This is a genomic window from Blautia luti, assembly GCF_013304735.1.
In the GTDB taxonomy this organism is placed as follows: domain Bacteria; phylum Bacillota; class Clostridia; order Lachnospirales; family Lachnospiraceae; genus Blautia_A.
Genome location: NZ_JAAITI010000011.1, coordinates 47,243 through 68,812, shown reverse-complemented (window position 1 = coordinate 68,812; position 21,570 = coordinate 47,243). Strand labels below are relative to the sequence as shown.

At 42.0% G+C, this 21,570-nt stretch carries 23 protein-coding genes; 7 read left to right on the top strand and 16 right to left on the bottom strand.

What is annotated here, in order from left to right; genetic code table 11:
• Positions 1 to 12: 12 nt before the first annotated feature.
• The 10 genes from G5B06_RS08175 to G5B06_RS08130 all read right to left on the bottom strand — a co-directional run bounded on the left by G5B06_RS08175 (position 13) and on the right by G5B06_RS08130 (position 10,151).
• A complete protein-coding gene (locus G5B06_RS08175; protein ID WP_173771724.1) occupies positions 13 to 1,392 on the bottom strand; it encodes a hypothetical protein in 1,380 nt (459 codons plus the stop codon).
• 86 nt (positions 1,393 to 1,478) lie between these two features.
• Positions 1,479 to 2,351 (bottom strand): FKBP-type peptidyl-prolyl cis-trans isomerase, encoded by an 873-nt coding sequence (locus G5B06_RS08170; protein WP_021975855.1) that lies wholly within the window; start codon positions 2,349 to 2,351, stop codon positions 1,479 to 1,481.
• 72 nt (positions 2,352 to 2,423) lie between these two features.
• Positions 2,424 to 3,149, bottom strand: a complete 726-nt coding sequence (locus G5B06_RS08165; protein WP_173771722.1) for a metallophosphoesterase family protein — start codon at positions 3,147 to 3,149, stop codon at positions 2,424 to 2,426.
• Positions 3,150 to 3,176: 27 nt separating this feature from the next.
• Positions 3,177 to 4,706: a glycerophosphodiester phosphodiesterase family protein gene (locus G5B06_RS08160; RefSeq protein WP_173771720.1), complete on the bottom strand. Its 1,530-nt coding sequence runs from the start codon at positions 4,704 to 4,706 to the stop codon at positions 3,177 to 3,179.
• Positions 4,707 to 4,850: 144 nt separating this feature from the next.
• On the bottom strand, positions 4,851 to 5,570 hold the full coding sequence (locus tag G5B06_RS08155) for an aspartate/glutamate racemase family protein (protein ID WP_173762903.1): 720 nt from the start codon (positions 5,568 to 5,570) through the stop codon (positions 4,851 to 4,853).
• A gap of 3 nt (positions 5,571 to 5,573) precedes the next feature.
• A complete protein-coding gene (locus G5B06_RS08150; protein WP_202030844.1) occupies positions 5,574 to 7,127 on the bottom strand; it encodes an alanine/glycine:cation symporter family protein in 1,554 nt (517 codons plus the stop codon).
• Positions 7,128 to 7,166: 39 nt separating this feature from the next.
• On the bottom strand, positions 7,167 to 8,006 hold the full coding sequence (locus tag G5B06_RS08145; RefSeq protein WP_148448316.1) for a polysaccharide deacetylase family protein: 840 nt from the start codon (positions 8,004 to 8,006) through the stop codon (positions 7,167 to 7,169).
• Between the two features lie 2 nt (positions 8,007 to 8,008).
• On the bottom strand, positions 8,009 to 8,866 hold the full coding sequence (locus G5B06_RS08140; RefSeq protein ID WP_173771718.1) for a polysaccharide deacetylase family protein: 858 nt from the start codon (positions 8,864 to 8,866) through the stop codon (positions 8,009 to 8,011).
• A 185-nt stretch (positions 8,867 to 9,051) separates the two neighbouring features.
• The gene (locus G5B06_RS08135) at positions 9,052 to 9,753 is read right to left on the bottom strand and encodes a FadR/GntR family transcriptional regulator (RefSeq protein WP_173771716.1); all 702 of its coding nucleotides are present in this window, start codon (positions 9,751 to 9,753) and stop codon (positions 9,052 to 9,054) included.
• Positions 9,754 to 9,935: 182 nt separating this feature from the next.
• Positions 9,936 to 10,151 (bottom strand): hypothetical protein, encoded by a 216-nt coding sequence (locus G5B06_RS08130; protein ID WP_148448310.1) that lies wholly within the window; start codon positions 10,149 to 10,151, stop codon positions 9,936 to 9,938.
• A 135-nt stretch (positions 10,152 to 10,286) separates the two neighbouring features.
• Between G5B06_RS08130 and G5B06_RS08125 the strand changes: the two genes are divergently transcribed.
• On the top strand, positions 10,287 to 11,060 hold the full coding sequence (locus tag G5B06_RS08125; protein ID WP_173771714.1) for an alpha/beta hydrolase: 774 nt from the start codon (positions 10,287 to 10,289) through the stop codon (positions 11,058 to 11,060).
• 112 nt (positions 11,061 to 11,172) lie between these two features.
• Here the strand turns inward: G5B06_RS08125 and G5B06_RS08120 are convergent, their stop codons facing one another.
• The 4 genes from G5B06_RS08120 to G5B06_RS08105 form a co-directional block, all read right to left on the bottom strand.
• Positions 11,173 to 12,522 (bottom strand): MATE family efflux transporter, encoded by a 1,350-nt coding sequence (locus G5B06_RS08120; RefSeq protein WP_173771712.1) that lies wholly within the window; start codon positions 12,520 to 12,522, stop codon positions 11,173 to 11,175.
• Positions 12,523 to 12,677: 155 nt separating this feature from the next.
• Positions 12,678 to 13,352, bottom strand: a complete 675-nt coding sequence (locus G5B06_RS08115) for an ABC-2 transporter permease (RefSeq protein ID WP_147603684.1) — start codon at positions 13,350 to 13,352, stop codon at positions 12,678 to 12,680.
• Positions 13,349 to 14,197: an ABC transporter ATP-binding protein gene (locus tag G5B06_RS08110; RefSeq protein WP_114002685.1), complete on the bottom strand. Its 849-nt coding sequence runs from the start codon at positions 14,195 to 14,197 to the stop codon at positions 13,349 to 13,351. Before G5B06_RS08110 ends, G5B06_RS08115 begins: the two co-directional genes overlap by 4 nt.
• A 2-nt stretch (positions 14,198 to 14,199) precedes the next feature.
• Entirely contained in the window at positions 14,200 to 14,574 is a 375-nt protein-coding gene (locus G5B06_RS08105) for a GntR family transcriptional regulator (RefSeq protein ID WP_015526677.1), read from the bottom strand.
• Between the two features lie 239 nt (positions 14,575 to 14,813).
• On the opposite strand from G5B06_RS08105, the gene G5B06_RS08100 reads away from it, so the two are divergent.
• Together G5B06_RS08100 and G5B06_RS08095 are read left to right on the top strand one after the other, a co-directional pair.
• On the top strand, positions 14,814 to 15,452 hold the full coding sequence (locus G5B06_RS08100) for a DUF3786 domain-containing protein (protein ID WP_173771710.1): 639 nt from the start codon (positions 14,814 to 14,816) through the stop codon (positions 15,450 to 15,452).
• On the top strand, positions 15,439 to 16,020 hold the full coding sequence (locus G5B06_RS08095; RefSeq protein ID WP_021650919.1) for a TetR/AcrR family transcriptional regulator: 582 nt from the start codon (positions 15,439 to 15,441) through the stop codon (positions 16,018 to 16,020). The genes G5B06_RS08100 and G5B06_RS08095 overlap by 14 nt, the downstream gene beginning before the upstream one ends.
• An 88-nt stretch (positions 16,021 to 16,108) precedes the next feature.
• On the opposite strand, the gene G5B06_RS08090 is transcribed toward G5B06_RS08095, so the two are convergent.
• Entirely contained in the window at positions 16,109 to 16,378 is a 270-nt protein-coding gene (locus G5B06_RS08090; protein WP_173771709.1) for a DUF6462 family protein, read from the bottom strand.
• A 255-nt stretch (positions 16,379 to 16,633) separates the two neighbouring features.
• On the opposite strand from G5B06_RS08090, the gene G5B06_RS08085 reads away from it, so the two are divergent.
• The 4 genes from G5B06_RS08085 to G5B06_RS08070 all read left to right on the top strand — a co-directional run bounded on the left by G5B06_RS08085 (position 16,634) and on the right by G5B06_RS08070 (position 19,711).
• Positions 16,634 to 17,236: a S24 family peptidase gene (locus tag G5B06_RS08085; protein WP_244094544.1), complete on the top strand. Its 603-nt coding sequence runs from the start codon at positions 16,634 to 16,636 to the stop codon at positions 17,234 to 17,236.
• Between the two features lie 98 nt (positions 17,237 to 17,334).
• Complete coding sequence (locus tag G5B06_RS08080) at positions 17,335 to 17,535, top strand: helix-turn-helix transcriptional regulator (RefSeq protein WP_004611564.1); 201 nt, start codon at positions 17,335 to 17,337, stop codon at positions 17,533 to 17,535.
• A gap of 149 nt (positions 17,536 to 17,684) precedes the next feature.
• Positions 17,685 to 18,530 (top strand): MerR family transcriptional regulator, encoded by an 846-nt coding sequence (locus G5B06_RS08075; RefSeq protein ID WP_173771706.1) that lies wholly within the window; start codon positions 17,685 to 17,687, stop codon positions 18,528 to 18,530.
• 542 nt (positions 18,531 to 19,072) lie between these two features.
• Positions 19,073 to 19,711: a DUF1847 domain-containing protein gene (locus tag G5B06_RS08070; protein WP_147603690.1), complete on the top strand. Its 639-nt coding sequence runs from the start codon at positions 19,073 to 19,075 to the stop codon at positions 19,709 to 19,711.
• A 217-nt stretch (positions 19,712 to 19,928) separates the two neighbouring features.
• Here the strand turns inward: G5B06_RS08070 and tnpC are convergent, their stop codons facing one another.
• On the bottom strand, positions 19,929 to 21,548 hold the full coding sequence (tnpC, locus tag G5B06_RS08065; protein ID WP_173771704.1) for an IS66 family transposase: 1,620 nt from the start codon (positions 21,546 to 21,548) through the stop codon (positions 19,929 to 19,931).
• Positions 21,549 to 21,570: the final 22 nt, after the last annotated feature.

Genomic DNA, 21,570 nt, shown 5'->3' with positions numbered 1-21,570 from the left:
CTTTCCTCCCTGTCACAGATTCACAACAATACGGTCCGGTTTTATTCCCTTTATTTTTTTCCACATTTCCGGTGACTCCAGAAATGTTTTATCCACACCGAACAGAGAGTTATACCGTCCCATCATGTGTAAATGTTCCGGGTAAAGCAGTGCGTATTTTTCGCAAAATTTCGGACAGTATTCTGCAAGCTGCTGCATGCCACGATCCCCTGTAGTACACAGGGCATACAGCGGACAATACTGGGAAGTATTTGTCTGATAAAAAGGCAGATGAAGACTGTTTTTCCCAGGTGGAAACTCCTGTGGGTACCCGCAGGATTCCCATTCATATCTGTGGATATGAAATTCTTTCGCCAGAAAATCCCGGTAAAACTTCGCATTCAGACTGTTCCGCTGAAACAATGAGATATCACCGGATTTATATTTCATCCGCGGATCTTTTTTCCGTTTATTGAGCAGTGTCCCAAAAACAGGACACAAATGAGATGTTTTTCCATGAAGCATTTCCGCCACGGCCCAGTCATTAACTACGATTTCCACATTCATCCCATGAATACAGCACCAGTTATCCACTTTTTCCAGAAGTTTTCCCACAGAAGGAAGCATAAATTCCCGGATATAAGAAAATGCCAGCGTGATCTCCAGTCCTTCCGATCGCATTTTATCCATAATAGAAAAAAGCTGTTCTTCTGTGGGAAACAGGTTATGGCAAAACTGATTTCCAATATAAAATCTCTCCGGTGTCCGGCCTGCAAGCCAGCTGTGAGTGAGATAATTCTTTTGCCAGTAAGACGCCAGAAAATCCTTTAACAGCTGACGCAGATATTCTTCATACAGAGAAGTATTGTTCAGTTCCAGGGCAAACTCTGTTTCTTTGTCCAAAAATGATTCTTCTACACTCTGATCTGCATCCGGATTTTGTCTTATAGAACTGGAATTCTCTCCAAACCACAGCTTCCTCTGCTCTTCCAGGCTCTCACAATGCACCTCATCCAGTTCCGCAGGATAACCGGTCAGTGCCTTCGCCAGCTCTCCATCATCGCCCTCCAGTTTCAGGCGAATATATCTATTGTACTCTCCGGCCAGACGCTGAACTTCTTCCATATAGTCTTTCTGTTCTACTCTCACAGAATATTCCCTGAAAAAAGAGCCATCATTTTCCTGTACGCACCACTCTTCCGCTGCCGAAGTCCCCGCCACTGCGTTCATTTCAAACTTCCGGATCTCCACCTTCCGATACCCGGCTTTTTTCATATCATAAAAACAGATCAGAAACCGCTCCGGCTCCGGACATTCCTCTGCAAGCCGAAACCGAAATCCATTTTCTCCCAGCTCTGTGATCCGTATTTCTTTACTGTCCATAAAACCGGACAGCAGTCCAAATGGTATCATAGAAATCCTCACCGGAAAACCCACCTTCCTTCAGACAAAAAGAGAGATGCCATATGCTCCCATACAGCACCTCCCACTGTTTCTGATTATTTTACTTCTACTAATTCAATTCTGAAATTCAGCTCTTTACCTGCCATCTCATGGTTGGCATCGAAAGTAATGGTCTTTTCATCTTTTGCGTTTACTTTAACCGGGAACGGCTGTCCGTACTGGTTGGAGAGATATACCTGCTGTCCTACAGTAAGATCCTCAGAACCTGGAAGCTGTGCGATCTCAAGAGTAAAGATGGCATCCGGATTCGGCATTCCGTAAGCTTCTTCTGGCATCAGGTGAACATCTACCACCTGTCCTACTTCCATGTTTGCAACTGCTGCGTCAAAGCCTTTGATCATCTGACCGGCTCCGCAGATGAATTCCAGCGGCTCGCCACGGTCATAAGAAGAATCGAACTGTGTTCCATCGTTAAAGGTTCCTCTGTAATGGGTACGGCAGGTTTTTCCAACGTTAGGACCTGTGATCGCCGGCTGGGAACCACATCCGCCGCCACAGTTTCCACAGGAATGTCCTTCCTCATGACCGCCGCAGGAGTGTCCATCTTCATGGCTTCCGCAGGAATGTCCCTCCTCATGATGATGATCACAGTTCACACCGGTAGATACCAGCTCACCTTTCAGATAAGCCTCTACAGCCGCATCTGCATCACCCTGTGCTCCGGAACATAACTCAATACCAGCCTCAGCAAGTGCACTCTGTGCTCCACCGCCGATTCCTCCACAGATCAGAACGCTGATTCCCTGCTCTGCAAGAAGTCCTGCAAGTGCACCATGTCCGGTACCATTGGAACCGATCACTTCACTGGAAACAACCTTGTTATCCTCTACCTCGTACACCTTGAAAAACTCCGTTTTTCCAAAATGCTGGAAAATATTTCCGTTGTCGTATGTTGCTGCAATTTTCATTTGTAAAACCCTCCATTAATCAGATATATGTCTCATTAGTATAGCCCGATACCAGTATAAAAGCAAGGATAATCACCAGATCTTTTTTCCCGTTTCCATATCTACAAGATCCAGATAGATCACCCGGAACTTTTCGCCAAATTCCTGATCTCTGTGCCAGTGCCCAAAGTACCACCGGGTCAGTGAATCATATACCGTCTCATTTACATACTGCAGATAATTCTGCAATTGCCATTCTTCCATCGCTGAGTGATATCCGCCAAGTGAAGGTATAAGATTTAACGGACAGGTATGTGTAATCACATAATCTACCTTATAGTCACAGGCCTTAAGATTTTTATTTCCGTTCTCATAATCTTCCTCAGAAGGAACCTCTTCCTTCCAGTAACTTTTGTTCAGGGTACGATATGCCCTGTCTATGGAAAAAGCTCCTCCAAAACAAAATATCCGTTTCCCTTTCAGAGAGAGGACTTCTCCTCGAAGCACATGAATGATCCTGCTTCGGATCATATGAACTCTGGCGTTATTCCATTGTTCAACGGGGAATTTATTCAGTGCACGGTGATTTTCATGATTTCCATCCGCAAAAATAATATATCCGTTTATTTTCTGAAGAAACCGGTCTATATCATCCAAAAATACATGCTCATCTCTGTTATCCCAGAATACAAACCCAAAATCTCCGGCAACAAATAATGCATCTCCCTCTCGAAGCTGTCTGGCAATCATCGTTAATGCCGCAGTGTCACCATGTAGATCTCCGGTAATAAGCAATCTTCCTGACATTTCTGTTTCCATACCGTTTCACCTCCTTCCTGATGCGTCTTACATCATTCTCTCACAGGTAAGGTAATCTGCACCCCAGTTTTTATAACAGTCTGCAATACTGGAATCCGTAAACAGCCACAATGCGACTTTAATATTTTTCGAATGTGCTTTGGCTATTATATTTCTGTAGGTACATCCATACTGGGCACTTATGTCAAATTTATATCTGACACATTCATTCAGCGCTGCACTGGTAATCTGATCCCGGAGTATCCACTGTATGCTTACAGTTCTATTTATCTGCCTGAACATGATCAGTGGTTCTTCCTTAAACGAGATCACAACTGGACTTTTTCTGGATTTTTTTATGATCTGATTGAACTTTGCAACACCGTTCTGATTCAGATTTGATTTGATTTCGATCACGGGCGTCATGGAATATTTATTACAGCACTGCAGATACTGTTCCAGTGTAGGAATCGTATTATTTTTATATGCAGAAGCATTTGTTCCCGCAATAACCGGATACTTCTTTACTTCCTGATATGTGAGATTTTCAATTTTCTTATCAACGCCACACATACGAAGCAGATTAGAATCATGGAAAATCACAAATGTCCCGTCTTTCAGCTGTCGTACATCCGTTTCTACATACTCCGCGCCTCTCTGCCCTGCAAGGTTGAATGCAGGAAGTGTATTTTCCGGTGCTTCCAGACTTAATCCTCTGTGCAGAATCATACCGGTACTTCCATTCAGCGGTGTATTGGATGTGCCTGTCTTTTTGTCCTGGACATATACCTGTATGGTATTCTTTATCTTTTTCCCACCATCTGCCGTCACTGTAATCTTCACAAGGCCGGGAGCTTTTGCTGTGATTTTTCCTGTCTTGGATACTGTAACAGCGCTGTTGGATGTGGCATAAGTTATTGTTCTTACATATGCATTTGCTGGATGAACAGTCACTTTCAGCGTTTTCTGTTCCCCCTTATTCATTACAATTTCTGAAGAAGTCGAAATGGATTTCAGTTCTGCTCCAACCACAACTTTTGCAGATGCGATATATCTGTTTTTTCCAAAAGATATACAGGTTATCTTTACAGTTCCTGTTGTTTTTGGTGTTACAACACCACTGGATGAAACGGTTGCGATTTTCGTGTTCGAAGATTTATAAAACACTGTGCTTCCATGTTTTTCCGGCTTCAGCTGTACTGTTCTTCCCTTTTTTGTTTTTATCGGGGTTGTTTTATATCCGGTAAAATCTGTGTATATGATCTGATTATATGTATACACTTTACAGGAAATTTTTTTTCCTCCATAAACCGCAGAAATCTGAACATTTCCCCAGCTTTTTGCGGTAACTTTTCCATTGGATATAGCTGCCAGCTTTGGATTGCTGCTTTTCCACTGAACCTTCTTTGGATCTACTTTTCTTCCATTGTTGTAAACAGTCAGCTCTTTGGTTTTTCCTACCTGCACAGAATCCGTTTTCTGCTCAAAACGAAAACTTTCTGTTGCCGCTGCTGCCGGAACTGAAAAGCAGATCAATAAGATAACCATTGCTATCAGACCTCTGATTTTTTTCCTCATACTGTGATTCCTCCTAAAAACATTCTGTAAAGTTATTATGCCGTAAATATCGGACATTTACAAGTTTCATATCTCTGTTTTATATGCAAAAAAACACCTTCCGGATCCAATCCGGAAAGTGTTTCTGCTCTGTTGTTTTTCAGTTTATAATTCTACATTGCTGCTGTTTGTAAAAACCGGATAAACTGCCGGAATGTGCCGCATTCCAACTCTTACACATAATTCCGCATACGCAACCGCCAGAAATGCCGGATCAATGATCTTCACCGGAAGTTCCTTTTCCAGCTTTTCTCCATATCCTGCCATTCCAAGACAACCTAAGATGATCCCGTCGGAATGATCTTCCTCCACTGCTTTTTTGCAGACAGCTTTCAGATATTTTTCTGTAGCCTCCGGATTGGTGCGCAGTTCTCCGATCGGAATATCCAGTGCCCGGACTGCTGCCATCTTTTCTCTGGCAATGCCGTTTCGCATCAGACGACGGTAGGTTCTCGGAATATTGATACTCTCCGAAGTCAGCACCGTAAAACGGTTACAGATCATACTTGCCGCAGCCAGGCTGGTTTCTCCGGGACCAATCACCGGAATTCTTACATTTTCACGGATGGCATCAATCCCCACATCGCTGAAACAGTAGATCACAATGGCATCGTATCCTTCTTTTTCCGCACGGATACTCTCCTTCACCATTTCCGCTGCCGCAAAAGCTTCGTCTGTATTACAGTCCAGTTCATCCGGGCCTTTTTTGATACAGTCCACAGAAACTTCCGCATCGGAAGAAAGTGCCGCTTTCAGCATACGCTCCCTTGCATCCATGGTTTCCCGGCTCATGGCCTTGTCCGACATGATCACTTTTATTTTCATTTTTTACCTGCTTTCTTTTGCTGCTTCAATAGTCCATACATCCGATTCTACACCAATCTCGGACGCAATAAAACGCTTGCCTGGATTTTTCTTGTAATTTTCGTATGCTTTGGTAACCAGTTTTCTTCCAACCAGAAGTGTAGGGATGTTCACGAAGATCAAAATTACATTGATCAGGTCAGATACATACCACAGGTTATCCAGCTGAAGTCCGGACAGTACAGTCAGAGTTCCAAGAGGAACAAAGATCAGCGCGCCAAGGCATCTTGTAAAGTAGATAAATTTCTTATTCTTGGAAATCTTGTTTGCCGCAATCTCTGTGTAAGTCAGGTCACAGAGAAGTGTTGTAAACGCAAACAATCCAAATGCAACAACCACGATGATAAATACGATCACATCCAGGATTCCGTCACCTGGTACCAGTTCCTTGACTGAAGTCAGGAAAGTTCCGATCTTGTTGGCTTTCATCACATCCCAGTCAATAGACGGATTATTCCAGATGGCACCTGCAGTTACCACAAAACCAGCCAGGGAACAGATCACGATCGTATCTACAAATACACCGATGGACTGAATGAATCCCTGCTCGCATGGATGATTGGCATCTGCAATAGAGGAAGCCTGTGTCGCGGTACCCATACCAGCCTCATTGGATAAAAGTCCTCGTTTCAGTCCCTGCGCCATAGCCACACCAAATGCTCCGCCGAAAATAGCGCTTGGTTTAAATGCTCCCACAAATACAGCTGCAAAAAATCCCGGTACTTTTCCAATATTCAGAACAATCAGTACCAGCACGATTAAAACATATAAACCTGCCATAACCGGTACAACCGCATCGGAAAATTTTGTTACGCTTTTAATTCCACCAAAAGTAATCACAGCGATAATCACGATGATCGCAATAGCAATGACATAATACAGCGGATCTGTTACCTGCGTTGTTTTTCCAGTTACTTCATCTGCAATGGAGCTTACTGCTGTAAATACATGGAAGGTATGTACCGGAATACTCAGCATGTTGTAGATCAGATACATGATACACATTGCGGCACCGATCCATGCTTTGTTTTTCCAGATCTTCTGGATATAGAAGGTAAAACCGCCTACGTATTCGTTGCCTTTTCTCTCTTTGAAGATCTGTGCCAGTGTTGCCTCACAGAAAGAGGTTGCCATCCCCAGGAATGCGGAAACCCACATCCAGAAGATCGCTCCCGGTCCTCCAATAGTTACCGCTCCGGTTACGCCGACAATATTTCCGGCACCGACACGGCCGCCCATACTGACCAGAAAAGCTGCCAGCTGGGAAGTTCCAACCTTTGCCTGCTGTTTGGAAGTCAGAAGACGGATTCCTGTCTTGAATTCTTTTACCTGCACAAAACCAAACCGTAAAGTAAAATACAAACTTCCGCCAAGAAGAAGCAGAAATGCAATAGACAGCTGCCCCAGGATCGGAATGTTTGCGTACGCATCAATGTTTGTCGGAAAGTCCCAGAGAAAATCCGCCACCGGAACTACCTGTGCAAAAAGCTGATTTACCAGTTCAAATATATGAGCCATGAATGCTCTCCCTTCTTTTCCCGTTATATGTATGCCCTCTTACCGATCCTGACTGCTTTTCAGACAGTATTCATACATTTCCTCACCGGTTGTCCACCATACACCATCAAAAGTTTCAATATAATCCAGAAGTTCTTCCAGAAGTCCGATCCTGCCCGGTGCACCGATGGCTGCCGGATCCAGCTGCAGAACATAGCAGAGGCCATATTCATGACATCCGAAAAATTCATCTTTCCAGTTATTCAGAACTCCTGTATAATTCGCGATCCTGCCCTGTCCTGCCGGAAATGCCGGATGATAGTTGAATGCAAAATACGGAAGATCATAATTAACCCAGTGAATAGGAATCTCCAGGATCTTATCCTCTCCCAGGTCTTTCCAGTATGGTCTGTCGTCATCGCAGAGATTGCTGGAATACACCAGCCCGTTTTTCTTTGCGATCCGTAAAGTGTCCAGTGTCAGCTCGCCTTCCGGGGAACGGAATCCCTTCGGTGTAACGCCACATACTTTTTCGATGGCCTGGATTCCTTTTTTGATGGCGCTTTCCTGCTCTTCTTCGGATAACAGTGCCATATGTTCATGGTGATATCCCAGCGCCGCAATTTCGTGGCCTTTTTCCACAATGGCTTTCAGCTTATCCGGATACTGCTCCGCTACCCATCCCGGAGTAAAAAATGTTGCGCGGATTCCACGTTCTTCCAGAACTTCCAGGATACGGTCCACACCTCTTGTCATTCCATACTGGCCAAGAGAAAGAGTCTTTGGCATATCTTTGCAGGTCGGATCTAACTGCAGCCAGAACAGTTCCGCATTCAGGTTGATGGTGATCATGGCGCTGCATTTTTTGTTTTCCGGCCACTTTGGTCTTTCCAGTTTCATCCTTATTTTTCCTCCTGTTCTTCTGAATGGCTTCGATACCAGTCTGAAACTTCTGTTCCGGTTGCTACCCAGACATCCTCTTTGGATGTGATCTGCTCCAGCATATGTTTCAGGATCTGGATCCTTCCAGGAGATCCGATCACCTGCGGATGGCTCATGTAGGAAATACAAAGTCCCTCTCTATAGTGTCCGCGAAATTCTCTCATGAAATTATCTTCTACCAGGCGATAACTGGAAATTCGATCCTGGCCTGCCGGTTCTGCCGGATACATATTATAGGCCATGGCCACGTAATCATCTACTTCCCATTTCGTCGGGATTTCGATAAAATCAGTTTTTTCACCGTTTATCACAGTCCGGTATGGTCTGTCATCCCCACGCATGGAGCTTGAATAGCGAAAACCTCTCTCGTACAGAAGCTGTGGTGTGATCTTTGCCCAGTCACCGGATGGTGTACGGAATCCTGTTACTTCGTGACCAATGAGATCTTTAAAAATCCTCTGTGTTTTCTCAATGATCTCAATCTGTTCTTCTGTTGTTTTTCCCGCAAATCTCTCATGTGCGTATCCATGATGTCCGATCTCATGTCCTGCCTCTGCGATCCTCGTGATCACTTCCGGATAACGCTCTGCTGTTAATCCCGGTACAAAAAATGTAGCTTTTACACCGTAACTCTCCAGCATATCCAGGATACGGTCCACGCAACGCTTCGGTCCGTACTGGCCTACGGATAAGGATTTGATGTATTTCTCACCATTTGGAAGTCCACGGTTTCCGTTTTCCCAGGTGGTATCTCCGTCTACGTCGAAGGTAAACATTACCGCACATTTTTTACCTTCCGGCCATTTCAAATTTCCCATTGTGTATTCCTTTCTGTTCTTTCTGGATTGTGAATTATCGTCTGAATACATATTCATTCTTTTTGAATTAATATTTGTTCACTTGGTCACCCACTTGTTTATAAAGAATAGCACCCGAAGGTGCTTTTCGTCAACGGTTTTTTAATTTTTAATTATTTTTCAGCTTTGCCTGAATGCATATTTAATCAATTTTCTTTCAGCATATCCATCGTAACCTGAAGATGCTCATGCATCAGTCTCTGTGCTGCCTCGGTATCCCGCCTGCGGATCGCGTCGATGATCTGTCGGTGGGATTCCAGCTCCTGCTTCTCCGATGTAGCTTCCAGCACGTCATAAAACTGCCCGTACATCATATCCAGAATGGCATTCAGCACCAGCTCCAGGGTCTGGGTCATAAACATGCTGCCTGTTTTTTCTGCATAGAGTTTGTGCAATTCAAATTCTCCGGTTGTAGTTCCGGTTGTTTCGTAGGTGTGTTCCACTTTTTTGTAGGCTTTTTCCAGATCATCAATATCCTCTTCTGAAGCGTTGCGGATGATCAGCTCTACACCTTTTACTTCCAGAACCTGACGTACTTCATACGCTTCCAGCATGGAATAACGTTCCAGATTTTTGCTGAGACTTTCTGTACGTTTCTCTGAGCCATGGCCTGGCTGTTCTCTTAAGAATCTTCCTTTTCCCTGGTGGGAAACGATCACGCCTCTGGTTTCCAGAACGTGAAAAGCTTCTCGCAGAACATTCCGGCTGACTTTCAACTGTTCGATCAGTTCTCTCTCCGGCGGAAGCTTTCCTCCTGGCTGGATATGCTTCTCGTCGATCAGCCTGTAAAGTTCTTCTACTACTTCTTCGTATAATAAAGTCCGTGCGGATTGACTTCTTAATCTCATATATTCTCCAATCTGTTGATCTTTATGGTTTGGGAAACCTGCGGTATATTTTGCTGCCCTATAAGGTTTTATTATAATTGTATCTCTCATGGTTGTGCAACAGGATTTTTGTCCCAAAAGCATCCATTTTTTCATAAAAAAACAGCTAACCCGTTTTTACAGGTTAACTGCTTTTTCTCTGCTTATGCTTTCGATGCGATCAGTCCGACAACTCCAATAACAAGAAGTACCGGCAATGCTATGGAGATCAGTCCTCCTGCCACCATTACAAGCAGGATCAACGGCAGGAACACAATTGTCAATACGAATTTTGAGATTCCCCAGGCTGCTTTTACGCCGAAGCAAAATAATTTTCCAAAAACTCCAAACATACATATGATAAATAACAACGTCAACATATTTTCTCCTTTTCTCCAGTTCTGTTCACTGGTGTGAAACCCTTGTTGTCTTGCAATAAATCCATTATAATAGGACCATCTGTAAAAATAAACGATTTATATGTTGAAAAAACTTCATATAAGGAGAAAAAGAAAATGAAATCATACGAAGAATTACTTTCTGATATTGAAGAAGATATGGAACTTATGGGTTCCTCACACATGGTTTATGCCATGGAAGAAGACAACCTTATTACCGATTACGATTACCTTCCATCTGACTCCTGCACGATCTCTATTACTTTAAGAGAGCTTCAGGAAAAAATCCATCTGCAGATGCTCTACGCAAAAACTTCTGCACATATACCCGAAGCAGATAAAAATGCCCCGAAATTAGCCGTCATTTTTCCAGGCATCGGATACACTGCCGATAAACCACTTCTGTACTATGCAGGCCGTCTTGCCAAGAAGCACGGTTATCAGATCCGGACCGTATCTTACGGTTCCCTTCCAGAAAATGTCAAAGGTGATCCGGAGAAAATGAAACAGGCCTTTGACCTTGCCCTGGAACAAACAGAACGCTCCTTAGGCAGCATCGACTGGAATTCCTATGGCAGCATTCTGTTTATTTCCAAAAGCATTGGTACAGTCATCTCCTCAGCCTATGCTTCCCGACACGATCTGACTGTAAAAAGCATCCTGTTTACGCCTCTTGCAGAGACCTTTTCCTTCCCACTTGCCGGAAGCATCGCCTTCCACGGCACCGCAGATCCCTGGGCCGAAACCAATTCCATCCGGGAACTGGCAGCGCAGAAAGATGTACCTCTCTTTCTCACCCAAAACGCCAACCATTCTCTGGAAACCGGTGATGTACTGACGGATATCTTTATTCTAAAAACCACAATGGAGCGGGTCCAGCGTTTTATTTAACGCCGGCCCGCTCGTTTTTTCTCAGGAAAGATCTCCCCAGCTTTTATATATTCCATCATACAGATCTGCTACCGCATCCTTTCTTATGACTTTTGTTTCCGGAAGTCCTGCCTCATAATACTTCTTTATATTTTCGTATAATGATCATATAACTTACGAATAGTAAAACAGCTGCGCTGCTCCATGCACAGATCTCTGCATAGTATATTCCGTCTTCGCCGATCATTTTGGGCAGCAGCAGTGCAACGCTGACACGCATGATAAATTCTGCAATGCCGCTGGCAAGCGGAATCAAAGTATTACCCAGGCCCTGGATAGCGGAACGATACACATACAGCAGATACAGCACCCACAAAAAGACAGCCATAATAAACAAATACTTATATGCTATATCCAATACCTGTCGGGTCTGATCCGGTTCACCGGATACAAACAGGGACAGTACATTACGTCCAAACAGTACCATCATGCCGGAAATGAAAGCCGAAGTGAGCACTGCCATATAAGTGCCGCTGCGCACGCCTTTTCGAATCCTCTGGTATTTTTTTGCACCAAGATTCTGGCCCACATAGGTTGTAATAGCATATCCATATGAAACGGCAGCCATCTCCAAAACCCCATACAGCTTGTTCGATGCCGTAAATCCCGCCACAAACAGAAAACCAAATCCATTGATCACATACTGTACCACAAGTCCTCCCACGGAGATGATCACATTCTGTATCGCAAGAGGAACCGCCAGTTCCAAAAGCCGCAGGCTCATAGAGGGCTGCCTGTAAAAGTCCTTCTTTTCCAGGCGGATATCCGGGATTTTACGTAATACGATCAAACAGTACAAGGCTGAAAATCCCTGTGCGATAACGGTTGCCACTGCTGCTCCGGCTATACCCCAGCCAAAAACCGCCACAAATAACAGATCCAGTCCCACATTGATCACTGCTGCCACTATCATTGCGATCAACGGAGATCTGCTGTTTCCAAGTGCCCGAAGGATCGCTGCAAATATATTATAAGCAGCTATGATCGGGATTCCTGCAAAGATCAGCCGCAAATATAGCATTGTCAGATCAATGACATTATCCGGTGTCTGTAAAAATAAAAGAACATGATAAACTGTACCTTCACTTACTGCGAGTACGACCACAGACAGTAATGCTGTCATGATATAGCTTTTCGCTACTGCACATTTCAGATTTTCCTTTTCCCTTGCTCCATAATACTGAGATACAAGAATAGAAAAACCCTGTGTGATACCTGTCATGATCCCCAACACCAGCCATACCAGCCAATCTCCGGCACCTACTGCCGCCAGTGCTTCAACTCCTACCACTTGTCCGACAATCATGGTGTCTGCCATTGTATAAAACTGCTGAAAAATATTTCCAAGCATCATTGGTATGGCAAAAGTTATGATCAGTTTTCCGGGAGATCCGGCAGTCATATCTTTTTCATTGGTTCCCATAAGAATCTCCTTTTCTTTTCATCCTTGTCCGCTATTTTACAAGGGACTCTTACGAAACACAAGCCTATTTTTTCACAAAGTTTTTCTCATATTTTTGGTAGCTATTACATCTTTATAATCATTATTTTTAATGGATCATTTTTGCCACACCTATCTTAAAACTCTTTCTTCTTCATAGCGCTCATACTATACTTATACGAAGCAAACCATATAAGCAGACTTAGCACAATAAGGGCAATCGCAATTTCAAGATCCCCTATTCCACCTATCACATGCAGAATAATTTCTTTTAATCCCAAGTTAGCCTTCACAAAAAATCCAATTGTATAACAAATTGCAAAAATAATTAAAATTGCAATCGGCAGCACAATTCGCCCTTTCTCTCCTTCGAACCTTATCCTGATCGCGATCATAATTCCCGCAATTGCCTGAAACACAAAAAATGTGATCAACTCCATTGCCAGCATTTCCAGATCAAACACCTCTTCAGGATTTATGAGTACCATAATTCCTGCACAGATCATTCCAATGCACCATCCACATGCTGTCATGATAAAGGAAAAAATATATTTTTCTCTGACATATATTTTTTTATTTACAGGTAAAGAAAATAAATATGTGTAACCATGGCCATTTTCATCATAACTGATCGTATTACCTGAATATATCGCCAGAACAGATGGGATATACATTGCAATGAAAGCAGCTGCCGTTTTTCCTGTAAGTATAAAAAACAATGCTACAAACACTAACACCAAAAAAAGATTACCACCTTGCCGAAAAAACAATCGAAAATCCTTTTCCAAAAGCCCTCTGATTCCTTTCATCATCTTTCGCCCCCTGTCAACATCAGGATCACCTGATCGAGTGATCCGCTCTCTACTACGATTTCCGGATAATTTTCTATATAATACTGCTTCTCGTTCGTCAGACAGGCAACTCCAAAAAACTCTTTTTTCTCTTTCAAAAGATACCTTTTATCTACTGCCTGATATTGTTCCTCACTGACCTTCAACACTGCATATTTTTCAAGAATCGTATCCATCGCTTCATGAAGTACAATCTTTCCTTTATGTATCACATAAATGTCATCACACAGATGTTCTAAGTCCGAAGAAATATGTGAACTGATCAAGATACTTCTCTCCGGTTCTTCTTCCATATACTCTCTTAAAATATCCAGCATCCTTTCCCTCGCTCCGACATCAAGCCCTGCTGTCGGCTCATCCAGCATCAGGAATTCTGCCTGATGTGTCAATGCAATGATCAGATTCAGCTTTGCTTTCATTCCTGTTGAGTACTCTTTTATAAATTTATCCAACGGAATCTGATATTCTTCACACATCTGATGAAATTTTTCTGCTTCAAACTTTGGATACAATTTGGCAAGGACTGCCTCAACATCTTTCCCTTTCAAGTATCCACTGAATCCGGTTTCTGCCAGGACAACTCCCAGCTCTTCTTTCTCTTTTTCACTTAACTCTTCCGGTATTTTTCCCAAGATCTTTATCTCACCGGCATCATAAGAAATGAGTCCGAGCACTGCCTTGAACAAAGTACTCTTACCGGCTCCGTTCTCTCCAACCAGACCAGTGATTCTTCCTTTTTCTACATTTAACGAACAGTCTAACTGAAATTCACCGTAGCTTTTCTTTACTCCTTTGATCTCCAACATAATCATTCATCCTCCATGATAAGTTCAAACAACGAACGGATCTCTTCCTCCTTCATTCCGCAGCGCCTTCCCTTCTGAATTGCTGCTTCCAGATCCGCCTCAACCTCTTTCCTGCGCTCTTCTTCCATCAGCTGTGTATTCGAAGCCGCTACATACGTTCCTTTCCCATGAACTGTGACTGTCATGCCCTCTGCTTCCAGATTGTCATATGCTTTCTTCACAGTAAGTGCACTGATCTTCAGTTCCTTTGCCATTGTTCTCACGGACGGCAATATATCATTTTCTTTTAACTCTCCGGAGATGATCTGCGCCTTGATCTGCTCCATGATCTGCTCATAAATTGGTACCATCGATGTATTATTGATTATAATCTTCATATGTTCTCTCCTGTTGCAAACAGTATATAACAGTATAATACTGTTGTCAACTGTTATATACTGTTTTGCAGTAGTTGACTGCCGGGATTCTGTCATCTGCCATCAGAAGGTATGGGAAGTCTTAGTCATTTACTTTTCATGATCATTAATTTTTATTTGGTACGCAAAATGTATTGACTTTATAGACCGATTAGTCTATTTTGTAAATAACTACAACAAAAATATTCTTGGAGAAATATATGACGAAAGCTATCAATAATTATGATAAAACAAAAATTTCAATGGCACATGTTTTCCTGCAATATGATCAGGCTACAATGATACATAAATATTCATTAGATCACAATTCTGACTGGTTATATATTACTTTTATTAACCGTACCTATCGTATTAACCGAAAAACGGGAAGTGTTCAGTGGTCAGATAATGATTTTGAAATAGTTCATGAAGCCAATCATAATGAAGCAATGACTATTTATGATGTTTTATGTTATTCAAAGGATAGATGCCATCTGTCACATGAATTTGTAAATATAAACAGCCTTTCCTCTGTCCGAACAGGAAATCTCTCGCCGAACAGAGGATTTTTTCAGAATACCGCTGACTTTTTTAACGGAAAAACCGTTGAATTGCGTAATGCCTGTATATCACTTTCCGGAAAGGAACTGGAAAAAGGAGATGTTGCTTTTAAATTAAATCTTTTTCCTTTTTTGCCGATTATCATTCGTTTCTGGGAAGCTGATGACGAGTTCCCGGCAAGTCTTCAAATTCTTGCAGATAGGAATACTTTAGATTACATGCATTATGAAACGCTTATGTTTGCACTTACGCATCTGTTTTCCAGACTGAAGGAGGAAATGCGAATTGAAAAAGGGTGAAGAATCCAGACAACGCCTGATCGAGTGTGCTGCTGAATTATTTTGGAAAAATGGGTATTCTGCTACTGGAATCAGCGAAATCCTCAAACAAACAGACCTTCCAAAAGGATCTTTTTATTTTTATTTCAAAAGCAAGGATGACCTGGCAACAGCGGTAACGGAATACTATCAAAAAATCTTACTGGAACAATTTCAAAATAGTTCTCAGGGAAATGACTGGGAAAGTTTTATTGAAGAAATCTTTGATTTTTTATCTGAAAGGACAAATGGACAAACATTTGCAGGCTGCCCGTATGCGGTGATGGGCATGGAAACAGCACTTAGCAAGCCTGCAGTTGCATCTGTATTTATGGAAGGACTGAAAAAATTTGAGCAGATTTTTCAGGAAGTATTGTTATGCTCCGGATTGTCTCCAGATCATGCAAAAATTCTTTCTCAGCGCATGCTTTCTATCTATCAGGGATATTTTCTTCTTGGACGAATCAGCGCCGATACTTCTTATTTGAAAAATGCAAAAAAAAATATGATTGAAATGTACCGGGAATACCGGGCATTTCATGGAATCTGAGAGGAACTTCAGTCCAATGCTGTAAAGCTCTGCCCCTTCCTGATAGCGTACAAATTTCTTTGCCATTTTCTTTGTTTTCTCTACATCTTTACGTGCATATCCCATACACCACCTTATCCTTTCCTGTCGCCAGTTCATGGAATTGTTCCAGATAGACATCAAAAATATCCCGGTTGATCAATACGGTTCCATCTATTCTGTAAATCGCACCTGCATCACTGGCAAGTTCAAATAATTTCTTATGAAAAATACTGTAAATAATCTCTGCCTGTTGATAACGCAGATACTGTCGGCGCAATTTTCTAAGCTGCTCCGATACTTCCTTCATACTTGTGATTGGTTTATAATTTTTATCCATGATATTTTCGCGTAATTCACTGTTTTACAGAAGTTGACTGCCGGGATATATTTTTTAGTGCGAAAAAAAAGCACCTCTCAGATTAACTCTAAGAAGTGCTCTTGTTGTCATGCATATCAATCATTGATCCAGTGAATCAATTTTGATTTCATTCTCAAACCTGTGTCCTTTCACCTGAAATTCGTCATGCTTCATAACGATTCATTATTATCCCAAATTTTGTTGTCAAATTGTTGTCAACTGTGGTCTGACATCATGGTTTTAGATATTTTATATTTAATTTTAGTACAGCTTAGCACATGCCGGAATATGGTTATCAACCATCAGAAGATGAAGCTTTTCTTCGCCTTCTTCTTCATGAATAGCACTGAGGAGCATACCGCAAAAGCTATGGATTATATCAATCTGCTCCACGCATCCGGAATGTATGAAAAGCAGACTGCTAAGATAATTCCATTCCGTAGCATTGATATTTTTGAAAATGCCGTATCAGCCGGAACCGGTAACTTCCTTGTAGACGGACCGAAAGAGACTGTACGCATAGATGAATCTATCCTGCCGGAAGATACTACTTTCGGTATCCGTATTAGTGGTGACAGTATGGAACCTGAATTCCATGATGGTCAGATTGCATGGGTATTACAACAGGAATCTGTTGCTAATGGAGAAATCGGCATCTTCGCTCTTAACGGAGAAGCCTATATTAAGAAATTACAAAACGATAAAGACGGAATTTTCCTTATCTCTCTTAATGAAAAGTATGCACCTATCAAGGTTAGTGAAAATGACCGCTTAGACATATTTGGAAAAGTTCTTGGAAAATCTGATGCTTCTGCTATTACAGGACATTGCCGATAAAGCATTGCCGATAAAATTGCAAGTCCTTTTTATTGGACACATTATTTTGCATAATTGACAATAAGAAAATATCTATAGAACTGAAAGAAGGGATTTTTATGGCGGTTACCAATAATATCAGAGAAATCCGGGAACAGCGTGGCATTTACCAGGATGACCTTGCCGCTGCTATCGGATACAGCACCAAAACTGTTGGCAGGATAGAACGTGGGGACAGCACCCCATCTGCCGAATTTATGCTGCGGATATCAAAATACTTTAATATGCTGGTGGAAGATGTATTCCACGTGGAAGATTGAGTCGGAGCAGCAATCCGGTTCACCTTCTATTTTGGACAGCTTTTCATGTCCTTATCAACAACTATAGTTTTTTGATAAATGCTTGACTGTAAACCTTGTTTATAGCTTATTATTAAGTAAAATAGAGTTGCTCGAAAGGAGGGCATAATATGACTATAAAAGACGTAGAAGAGCGAACAGGTTTAGCCCGTTCTAATATCCGTTTTTATGAAAAGGAAAAACTTATTGAGCCTTCGAGAAATGAAAGTAATGGTTATAGAGATTATTCTGAAAATGATGTGGAAAATATAAAGAAGATTGCATATCTACGTACATTGGGAATTTCTATTGAAGATATACGAAGTATTATATCCGAAAAAGTAACATTGCAGGAAATGCTTGAGAAGCAAAAGGAAGTATTAAAAAATCAGATTACTGATTTGAATAAGGCGAAACTCATGTGCGAAAAAATGCTGGATGAAGAAAGTATTAGTTATGAAAAATTACAGGTAGAACAATATGTAACAGATTTGCATGACTATTGGAAAGATAATCGAACTGTTTTCAAACTGGATTCCGTCAGCTTTTTGTATATATGGGGAAGTATGCTTACCTGGACTATGATTACTGCACTATGCTTGATTATTGGGGCTTTGTCTTATTCTAAGTTGCCGACAGAAATTCCAGTACAATGGAGTAAAGGAGTGGCAACATCCCTAGTTAATAAAAACTGGATTTTTATTTGTCCTGTTATATGTATCATAATCCGTTATTTATTAAAACCTTTTATCTATGCGAAATTGCAGATGAACAATTATTATGGAGAAATTATAACAGAGTATTTGACAAATTATATGTGTTTTATTGTGTTGTCAGTGGAAATCTTCTCCATACTTTTTACTTTCGGAGTAGTAAAAAGTGTTGTTGTACTGTTATTTGTGGACACGGCAATTTTTATTGGATTGTTAGTAGTTGGTTTGGTAAAAATGGATTTGAGAGGGAAAGAAGTTTTATGATTCAAATTTTATATTTCAGAAATAACAATAAGATACTATTTTTCCCACGCCTACTATGAGAACGGCGGCTATGAGATAGAAATTGCATATACTGGCGAATAAAAGAACCGCCGTTGCATGGTTTATTGGCTTCCATGTAGCTAGTATTCGGCTGAGGTATTGAAAGAGCTAGGATTGAAATGAGGGAAGTGGATAAATGTTTTGATTGACGAAATAACCTATACATGATAGTATAAATCCAAAGATGATGGTCTATCAGAGAGACTGTTATATATCTTCAAGTTTAAAAAGATAATTTTCAATAATTTTTCAAAAATCAGAATCGACAATTCATGACAAATCAACCCTGAATCGGGGAACGTTTCTCATAGAAAAGAACTACAAAAAATAAGAAAATAAAAACGGAAAACCATTGTCTGTAGTATAAGTATTTGTTATTATGAAGTAAATAGAGGATATTTTACAAAGTAAAGCTTAATCTAGAGAATCTGCCAGTGGCAGGCCTCTGTAGATACCAAGGTATACAAAAGGAGAGTGAAAAAATGAAAAAAGAAGCCATGTCCTGTATCGACTGCGCAGTAAAAAGTTGCAGTAAAATGGATAAAACCTATCCGGATTTCTGTCTGACAACACACATGGATGAAGAAGTTCTAAATGAAGCTATGGAATGCTACAATGAAGACGAGAACCGCAAAGTAACAATCGCTGCAGCTGAAGTAGAGTATGAGAATTACTGCAAACATACCCGTGTCGAAGAAATCATGGATTTTGCAAAGAAGATTAATGCGAAAAAGATCGGGATCGCAACCTGTGTCGGATTGTTGAAAGAAAGCCGTATCCTGGCAGATATCCTGCGCAGACATGGCTTTGAGGTGTATGGTGTCGGCTGTAAAGCCGGAACACAGAAGAAGACATCGGTCGGCATCCCGGAATGCTGCGAAGGTGTCGGTGTGAATATGTGTAATCCGATCCTGCAGGCAAAGCTTCTGAACAAGGCGAAGACGGACCTGAATGTTGTGGTCGGACTTTGTGTGGGGCATGACAGTCTGTTTTACAAATATTCCGAGGCACTGACTACGACAGCAGTGACGAAAGACCGTGTATTGGGGCATAATCCGGTGGCGGCGCTTTATACTGCGGATAGTTATTATTCGAAGTTGAAGAAGAGTGAAGAAGAGTAATATTTCTAATTTGGGCGTTTAAAGATACATAAAGGGTAGTGTAAATTATTCTGTGTAAACCTCTCAGATTGATGATAAAATCATAGGTTTATAGAATACAAAAATATAATGTGATGGGCTGAATGGCATACTTTGCTGTTCAGCCTGTTGTTTATTTGTATACGGTAAACTATCCGTACTGCTCTAACTTTAAGCCGCCGTTTCCGGCGGCAAGATTTTAAATATTAGTTGCTTTTGTTTTGCTCCGGCATATTGCTGGAAGTTTTTCAGACCATGGCAGGATATCATCTATAAAACTATATTCCCTGTCATCCTGGTGGTCCTTCAATACAGTCAGGACATGTTCAAGATACCGAAAAGGATTCAGATTGTTAGCTTTTGCCGTTTCTGTGATGCTGTAGATAATGGCACTGGCATTTGCGCCATCCAGACTGTCGATCAGCTTCCATGTATGCTTATGGAGACAAAAGCTACGCAGAGCACTTTCTGTCGCATTGTTATCCATAGGAATATCACCGTCTTCCAGAAAGGCTTTCAGAGAAACTTCCTGATTGATACAGTAGTTGATCCCATCCAGAGTCTTTCCTCTGGAAAGCTGATTTTTAATCTGGATCTCTTTTGCCCATGCAAAGAAGGCCTCTACAAGAGGTCTGATATTGGCCTGACGGTACATCTTTCTGACTTTTGCAGGCTGTCCCTCCATCTGGTTGTCCAGATGATAGATTGCTGCGATCCGGCTGACTGCTTCGTAAGCTACAGTCTCTTTCGCATTTTTCTGTGCTGCTTTCGGCAGGGCTTTCAATGCCTCCGCAAACCTGCGCCTTGCATGTGACCAGCAGCCGGCAAAGACGATGTCTGGATTTTCCCTGTCCAGCTTCCTGTATGCAGAGTAACCGTCGCATACTACGATCCCTTTAAAATCCTTCAGGAATTCTTCCGGATGGTCCGCTTTTCGGGTTCGCTGGTATTCATACAGGATGATCGGAGTATCCGTATAACTCTTTCCGGTCCGATAGATCCACATGTAACTTTTACTGTTTACCGGCCGTCCATCCTTAGTGACCATGACCGGAGTCTCATCAGCCTGAAGTACATGAAACTGATACATCTCCTTATGGAGCCGGTCATAAAGGATTCCCAGATACCTGTCCGCACACTGGATCATCCAGTTTGCCATGACCTGTCTGGAGATATGGATGTCATTCCGCAGGAATTCCTGGCTGATCCTGTAAAGAGGAAGCCCGTTTACGTACTTGGCATTCATGATGCTTGCCGCAAGTGACGGAGTAAGCAGGCTGTTACGGAGCAGATTCTTCGGACGGTCCGCTTTTATGATTGTCTGGTTGTCCTTACCAGCGTAGACTGCCACATGATGTTCTTCAACAGTATAGACTGCCGGCTGCACACGTACCCTTTTATATATCTCGTCTGGAAGCTGTTTCCATCCATCTGTGCCAAAGACATCCTGGAGTTTTTCTTCTGACAGGGTATGGACGATCACTTCAATCGGAAGATCTTTTAGATCTGCCTCCCGTTTTCCTTTATTTTTACGACGCGGCTGTATCACATCTTCCTCAACAGGCTCAACCACATACAGTGTTTCCGTAAGTACTTCAGCCTCATTAAATATAAGCTCCAGTTCCAGCTGTCCGGAGATCGTTTCCAGTTTTTCGGAAGAACGGCCGTAACGCTTATTGTTTGCATCAGCGATCTGCTCGATCAGGCGCTCCATGTTTGTATTCAGCTGGTGAATCTGATCCTGCATGGACAGGATGACTGCCATAAGTGTTTCCCTGCTGAAATTATTCAGTTCTTCTTCTGTATATACTTTTGCCATGGATGCCGTTCTCCTTTATCTG